The organism is Seonamhaeicola marinus, from assembly GCF_008085455.1.
The window spans coordinates 1-6182 of sequence record NZ_VSDQ01000006.1 but is presented as its reverse complement, the minus strand read 5'-3'; the positions used below and the strand labels follow the sequence as shown (position 1 = coordinate 6182).

The 6182-nt window shown below is 32.3% G+C and carries 9 protein-coding genes; 7 read left to right on the top strand and 2 right to left on the bottom strand.

What is annotated here, in order from left to right:
* The 3 genes from FUA24_RS00070 to FUA24_RS00060 form a co-directional block, all read left to right on the top strand.
* A partial coding sequence (locus FUA24_RS00070; RefSeq protein ID WP_148539565.1) for an SRPBCC family protein occupies positions 1–968 on the top strand: 968 nt, incomplete at its 5' end.
* A 96-nt stretch (positions 969–1064) separates the two neighbouring features.
* Entirely contained in the window at positions 1065–1439 is a 375-nt protein-coding gene (gene crcB, locus FUA24_RS00065; protein WP_148539564.1) for a fluoride efflux transporter CrcB, read from the top strand.
* Between the two features lie 12 nt (positions 1440–1451).
* Complete coding sequence (locus tag FUA24_RS00060; RefSeq protein WP_148539563.1) at positions 1452–2009, top strand: hypothetical protein; 558 nt, start codon at positions 1452–1454, stop codon at positions 2007–2009.
* Positions 2010–2023: 14 nt separating this feature from the next.
* Here the strand turns inward: FUA24_RS00060 and FUA24_RS00055 are convergent, their stop codons facing one another.
* Positions 2024–2626, bottom strand: coding sequence for a DUF1684 domain-containing protein (locus tag FUA24_RS00055; protein WP_148539562.1), 603 nt, complete (start codon positions 2624–2626; stop codon positions 2024–2026).
* 291 nt (positions 2627–2917) lie between these two features.
* Between FUA24_RS00055 and FUA24_RS00050 the strand changes: the two genes are divergently transcribed.
* From FUA24_RS00050 to FUA24_RS00040, 3 genes are all read left to right on the top strand, one after another.
* Positions 2918–4168: an MDR family MFS transporter gene (locus FUA24_RS00050; protein ID WP_148539561.1), complete on the top strand. Its 1251-nt coding sequence runs from the start codon at positions 2918–2920 to the stop codon at positions 4166–4168.
* A complete protein-coding gene (locus FUA24_RS00045) occupies positions 4159–4536 on the top strand; it encodes a VOC family protein (RefSeq protein WP_148539560.1) in 378 nt (125 codons plus the stop codon). Before FUA24_RS00050 ends, FUA24_RS00045 begins: the two co-directional genes overlap by 10 nt.
* 73 nt (positions 4537–4609) lie before the next feature.
* Positions 4610–5110: a hypothetical protein gene (locus FUA24_RS00040; RefSeq protein WP_148539559.1), complete on the top strand. Its 501-nt coding sequence runs from the start codon at positions 4610–4612 to the stop codon at positions 5108–5110.
* A 56-nt stretch (positions 5111–5166) separates the two neighbouring features.
* Here the strand turns inward: FUA24_RS00040 and FUA24_RS00035 are convergent, their stop codons facing one another.
* Positions 5167–5610: an Lrp/AsnC family transcriptional regulator gene (locus tag FUA24_RS00035; protein ID WP_148539558.1), complete on the bottom strand. Its 444-nt coding sequence runs from the start codon at positions 5608–5610 to the stop codon at positions 5167–5169.
* 123 nt (positions 5611–5733) lie between these two features.
* On the opposite strand from FUA24_RS00035, the gene FUA24_RS00030 reads away from it, so the two are divergent.
* On the top strand, positions 5734–6129 hold the full coding sequence (locus FUA24_RS00030) for a hypothetical protein (RefSeq protein WP_148539557.1): 396 nt from the start codon (positions 5734–5736) through the stop codon (positions 6127–6129).
* The last annotated feature ends 53 nt before the right edge of the window (positions 6130–6182 follow it).

Below are 6182 nucleotides of genomic sequence, written 5' to 3'. Positions count from 1 at the left end.
CCATTTATGTTGCAGTGCAACCAAATGATTATGCATTCTCTAGAAGCAAAACCATAAAAGCCCCTGTATCTTTACTTTTTAATGAGGTTAATGATTTTAAGAATTGGCCTAATTTTTCACCATGGATAGAACAAGAACCAGATGCCAAATTAACTTATGGAGATAAAACTTCGGGAGTTGATGGTACTTATGGATGGAATGGCGAGATACTAGGTGAAGGTAATATGAAAACTATAGCTGTTGAAGATAATACATCTATTGCTCAAAAAATTCAGTTTATTAAGCCTTTTGAGTCCGAATCCAATATCAATTGGACGTTTGAAACTACCGATGAAGGCACAAAAGTAACCTGGGGTATGGATGGTGAATTGGACTTCATGACCAAATTTGCATTAATGTTTGCAGGTTCTATTGAAGAAAGTACGGGTCCTGATTTTGAACGCGGCTTGTTTAAATTAGATAGTGTAGTAACCGCAAGTATGAAAAAGTTCTCTGTAAATATTGATGGTGAAACAGAATATGGTGGTGGGTTTTACATGTACAAAACCACATCTGCCACTGGAACTAACATTAGCCAAGTTATGGGCAAACAATATGGTGAAATTATGAGTTATATGGCTAAAAATAATATTGTTTCTAATGGCATGCCTTTTACAATTTATAATGAGATGAATACTGAGAATGGGAATATTATTATGAGTAATGCCATACCAATATTAAATAAAGTTAAAGTTGAAAAAGATAGTGAGGTACTTTGTGGTTTTATTCCAAAAATTAAAGTGTTAAAAACGACATTAAAAGGAAACTACACCAACTTGCCTAAGGCCTGGGAAGCAACAATGAAACATATAGCAGAAAGTGGATTAGTACAAGCAGATATGCCTCCTTTCGAAATTTACACTAATGACCCGGGTGACTTTCCGAATCCGGCAGATTGGGTAACTGAAATTTATATTCCTTTAAAATAAATTATGAACTTTGTCATGCTGAACATGTTTCAGCATCTCAAATACATTTTTAAACGAGATCCTGAAACAAGTTCAGGGTGGCACAAAATATAATTAATGAAACAGCTTTTATTGGTCTTTGTTGGTGGTGGTTTTGGTAGTGTACTGCGTTATCTTATTGGCAAGCAATTTAATACAGATAGTTTTAATTTCGCATGGGGTACTTTTTGTGTTAACTTAATAGGCAGCTTTGTTATTGGTTTTATCTTTGGATATATTTTGATAAAAAACAAAATATCCAATGAGGTATTTGTTTTCTTAGTTGGTGGCTTTTGTGGTGGCTTTACCACTTTCTCTACTTTTGCTAATGAAAGTTTGTCTTATTTACGCTCTGGTCAAACTAGATTATTTCTACTCTATGTATTATCCAGTATAATCTTAGGCTTATTTTGTGTTTGGTTTGGGTATTTTGTTTCAACTAAATTTATATAAAGAGGACAACTTATGACTACAACCCAAGTTTTTATAGAACTTCTCATAACTGGATTTGGCACCTTAGCATGGATTATTCTAATTATTTTGGGAATAAACGGATTCGATTTTAGTTTTTTATTACAGGAAGAAATGCCATCTATTCTTTTGCTTCCAATAACAGGTTTAGCTTACATATTAGGTATTATAGTTGATAGAATTGGATTTCAAATATTTAAGAAAAAAGAAAGAAAAAATATAAAAAAGATATTTTCAGAAGAGGATAATAATGACAGCATTAAACTTAAGGTGGTATACATTATTCAAAAATCGGATCATTTAAAATCCGCCATTGATTATAACCGAAGTAGACTTCGCTTAGCAAGATCTTGGATAATCAATTTCCTAATGATTACGGTTTCTCTATTACTTTATTGTTTGGTTAATTTAGATAAAAGACCAATTGTTTTTTTATCGCTAAGTATATTTAGTCTTATTTTTTGCTTTTTATCTTTCTACACCTGGAGTAAACTATCTTCGGACTACTATAAAAACATTAAATCGAGTTACGAAAGTCTTAAAAGTCTTTAAAAACTCTCAAAAAATCAATGCTTCTCAAAAGCCTTAACCCCAGCTTCTATTCTAACTCTTAAATAATTCTGTCTTGGTACTACAGGGCACGAATATCTTTCGCTGTAAGCACAATAAGGGTTATAGGCTTCGTTAAAATTAATAACCATAGTATCTCCTTCTGGTATTCTAGCATCTATATAGCGTCCGCCTCCATAAGTTTCAACACCATTGGTTTCATCTAAAAAAGGTAAAAACAGGTAATCTTCATAACCTTCCTTTTGTATCAGTTCCTGATTTTGGTATATATCTAATTTTAAATCTTTTCCTTTTAATGTAAAAGACAATTCTCCATATTTAACATACTCTGGACGTCTGTTAGTGGTAGTTTTCATCTTAAAAGATATTTCATTAGGTGTTCTTTTAAACCTAGCTGAGACCACATAGGAAGAATCTACTTTAAAAAAGTCTAATCCTGTAAACTTCTTTCGGTCTTTATCGGTTAAAGGAGATTCGGTAACATCTTTAAACTTGGCATTTTGAGCTCTCTGATATTCGGTTTCACCTTTAATTGGCGTTTTATCTTGCCCGCAGGAAATCAAAGAAACAAATAGCAAAATTAGGGTTACATTTTTCATGAATAAAAAAATTTCTTTCATTCAAATGTACAACATAAGAAAATTTTATCTAGCTTTGAAGCATCAAATAATTATAATGATGAGACATTACGTCGCAATTTGTAGAAAGCAATGGATGATTTCCTTAACCAAAAAGGAAACATGTCGGGCTTGTTATATATTGTGATGATATTAATATAAGATATTGCAATGTTAAAAAGTCCGACTTCACAGTCGGACTTTTTATTTTTAGTTGAATTTCAACTGTTTAATTAAACCAATTTTATTTATGACTTAGTAAAAAAAGAAATCATGAAGACACTAATTAACAATTACGTAAACACTTTTAAAGGACTTTCTAGAGAAGTATGGTGGTTAGCGCTCATTACCTTAATCAATAGAGCCGGTACCATGGTCATTCCGTTTTTATCCTTATATCTAACCAAAAGCTTAGGCTTTACCGTTAGTAACGTCGCATGGATAATGAGTGCCTTTGGTTTGGGTTCGGTAGTGGGTTCATGGCTTGGTGGCAAATTAACAGACCAAATTGGTTATTACAAAGTAATGACCTACAGTTTGCTTAGTACTGGTATTTTATTCATTGCTTTGCAATTTCTAACTAGTTTTACAGCATTCTGTATTGGTATCTTTTTAGTTATGCTAGTAGCAGACACCTTTAGACCCGCAATGTTCGTAGCTCTAAGCGCATACAGTAAACCTGAAAACAAGACGCGTTCTGTTACGCTTATTCGATTAGCTATTAACCTTGGTTTTTCTGCAGGTCCTGCTGTTGGCGGATTAATCATTACAACTCTTGGTTATAGCGGTTTGTTTTGGGTAGATGGTATTACATGTATTGTTGCAACCTTGGTTTTAATAAATGTGTTAAACCCAAAAACCACAAAACAACTTGATGAGGTAAAAGTTGAAAACCCGGAATCTGCATACGGAGATAAGGCTTTTTTAATTTTCCTATTTGCAATGATGTTCTTTGGTATTGTATTTTTACAATACTTCTCAACAATGCCCATTTATTATAAAGATGTTCATTTGTTAACTGAATTTGAAATAGGTATACTGCTCGGTATGAACGGTTTCTTAATTTTTGTTTTTGAAATGCCATTAATAAAATGGTTAGAGAACACAAAGTTTACTAAAACGAGCTTAATGCTTTTTGGAGCTGTTTTAACTGGCTTAAGTTTTGTTATACTCAACTTTACGAATTGGGTTGGCGTACTCGTAATTGGAATGCTTTTAATGACTTTTGGAGAAATGATAGCCTTTCCGTTTTCAAATGCTTTTGCCATGGATAGAGCCAAAAAAGGAAATCAAGGTGAATATATGGCATTATATTCTATAGCTTTTTCTATTGCACATATTTTTGGACATAATATGGGCTTACAGCTAATTGGTAAAATAGGATTTGACAATACTTGGTTTATAATTACTGCCTTAGCTGGATTATGTGTTTTTCTTTTATTTACATTGAAACAGTATTTGAAATATAAAAAGAAAAAAAAAGAACCTGCGATGGTTGAAGAAGAAGATATACTATGGATTTAAATCAAGTAACAATACCATCTGTTGATGTTGCTAAAGCAACTGAATTTTACAAAACTTTGGGATTGCATCTTATAGTAGATGCTCTCCCGAGGTATGTAAGGTTCGAATGTCCAGATGGAAACAGCACCTTTTCTATTCATAAAGTTAATGAATTACCTAAAGGAGAGGGTATCACCATATATTTTGAAGATGATAATTTAGATGAACTTGTTGAAAAACTTCAGAAAAAAGGTATTGTGTTTTCTCAATTACCAGAAGATAAATCGTTTTTATGGAGAGAGGCGCACCTCTTTGATTTGGACAACAATAAAATTATTTTGTTTTATGGCGGAAAGAATAGAAAAAATCCGCCTTGGAGAGTGAATTAAATATCCTTGCAATTCTTAACTTAGGTTTTTCTTAGCCTTATATTTATAGAACATTAAATAAAGTAAATTTATAATGGAAGTGTGGAATAAACTCCCTGTATTTAAAAAAGCTATTGAAATACAAAAGCTAGTTGGTCATATTATTGAAGCTGTTGAGCAAACTGATATTGATTTTAAAGACGATATCCAAGCCGAAATGATTGGAAGTAATCTAAGTTATTTAAGAGAAAATGCCATGATTATTCCAGCCAAAATCGCAGGGGTTGCCAATGAAGACATGTTATATGACATTAGAATGGAAAACGCAACTATTATACGAAAATCGGCAAAAGAATTAATAACTGATGCCAGAGGAATTCAAATACATGGGTTTAAAGACATTGAATATCTGGATTTATTAAGAAAAGAAGTTGATGAGTTTAGAGTGTTATTTGCTGAATGGGTGAAGACCTTTGATTGTTGGAATTACGTTATTGATAGATGGGGCCTTTTTAATCCTCCGGGAGTGAACTACGATGATATAGATCCTGATGATGATATACCAAGTGATCAAAATGATGAAATTAACCTTTAATTAAGGACTATGAGATTCCTCCTCGTACCTCGTTCGGAATGACAATCTTTTGATAGTTATTTTAAAGGTTTTAACTCATTTTGTTTTACCACATCAGATAAAACAATTTGAGTTTTACTTTCTCCGTAGATAATGAGTTGATCTATAAAAGCTTCAAGATGCTTTTGGTTTTTTAGAACTACTTCCATTACTATGTTTTCGTCTCCAGTAATGCGATAACAGTTTACCACTTCATCAAAGGTTTTAACTTTTTCTAAGAAGGGCTTAAGTTTCCCCATAAAAGCCCTTAATGTGATTATAGCCTTTAATTGATAGCCTAGTTCAAATGGATTTACCGCCGTTTTATAACCTTCAATTACACCAAGATCTTCCATCTTTTTAATACGTTCTGAAACAGCTGGAGAACTTATTCCAACCTGTCTTCCAATTTCGGCATTAGAAAGTCTGGCATTTTGCTGTAAACACCTAAGAATCTTAATATTAAGCTCGTCAATTTTCATTTAAAGATTTTAAACCTTAAAAACATGCTTTCTAAAGCAAAAATAACAATTTACTTTAAATATTAAAGTTGAAAATGAAATCTTGTGAGTAATTTTGAACAAATTGTAGTGAAAAAGAGAATCATGTTACACAATACCCCACCAAACCTATCGGAATTACCGGTTTACAGAAAAGCCCAAGAGATTTTTGCGCTTTCTCAAAGTATTTCTACCTACTTAAAAGAAGACTTAGCTCCTCTAAATGAAGATGGTACAGAAGACTCTAATATTTATTTCACTGGTGATATTGTGCAACAATCTATCTCTTTAGCTCCTGAAATTGCTAGTGCCGAATTAGAACGTAATTCAGAAAGAAAGTATAAACACCTTGCTTCACTTAGACAATTAACTAATTTGCTTTATAGAAACTCTTATAGATTAGAAAGATCTAGTAGTAATGGTAAGGACTTTTTACCAATTTTAAGAAATGAACTAAGAAAGTTTAAGAAGCTACAACGCAATTGGATGTTAACCCTTTAGTTTTTTGTTTCTTGTAACAACTGTCCACTTTATAAATTTCCTTATAGAAGATC

What these genes read in the sequence shown, in the direction of transcription:
- crcB (WP_148539564.1), top strand. Translation starts at nt 1,065, where the DNA reads ATGAAACAGCTTTTATTGGTCTTTGTTGGTGGTGGTTTTGGTAGTGTA.
- FUA24_RS00060 (WP_148539563.1), top strand. Translation starts at nt 1,452, where the DNA reads ATGACTACAACCCAAGTTTTTATAGAACTTCTCATAACTGGATTTGGC.
- FUA24_RS00055 (WP_148539562.1), bottom strand. Translation starts at nt 2,626, where the DNA reads ATGAAAAATGTAACCCTAATTTTGCTATTTGTTTCTTTGATTTCCTGC.
- FUA24_RS00050 (WP_148539561.1), top strand. Translation starts at nt 2,918, where the DNA reads ATGAAGACACTAATTAACAATTACGTAAACACTTTTAAAGGACTTTCT.
- FUA24_RS00045 (WP_148539560.1), top strand. Translation starts at nt 4,159, where the DNA reads ATGGATTTAAATCAAGTAACAATACCATCTGTTGATGTTGCTAAAGCA.
- FUA24_RS00040 (WP_148539559.1), top strand. Translation starts at nt 4,610, where the DNA reads ATGGAAGTGTGGAATAAACTCCCTGTATTTAAAAAAGCTATTGAAATA.
- FUA24_RS00035 (WP_148539558.1), bottom strand. Translation starts at nt 5,610, where the DNA reads ATGAAAATTGACGAGCTTAATATTAAGATTCTTAGGTGTTTACAGCAA.
- FUA24_RS00030 (WP_148539557.1), top strand. Translation starts at nt 5,734, where the DNA reads ATGTTACACAATACCCCACCAAACCTATCGGAATTACCGGTTTACAGA.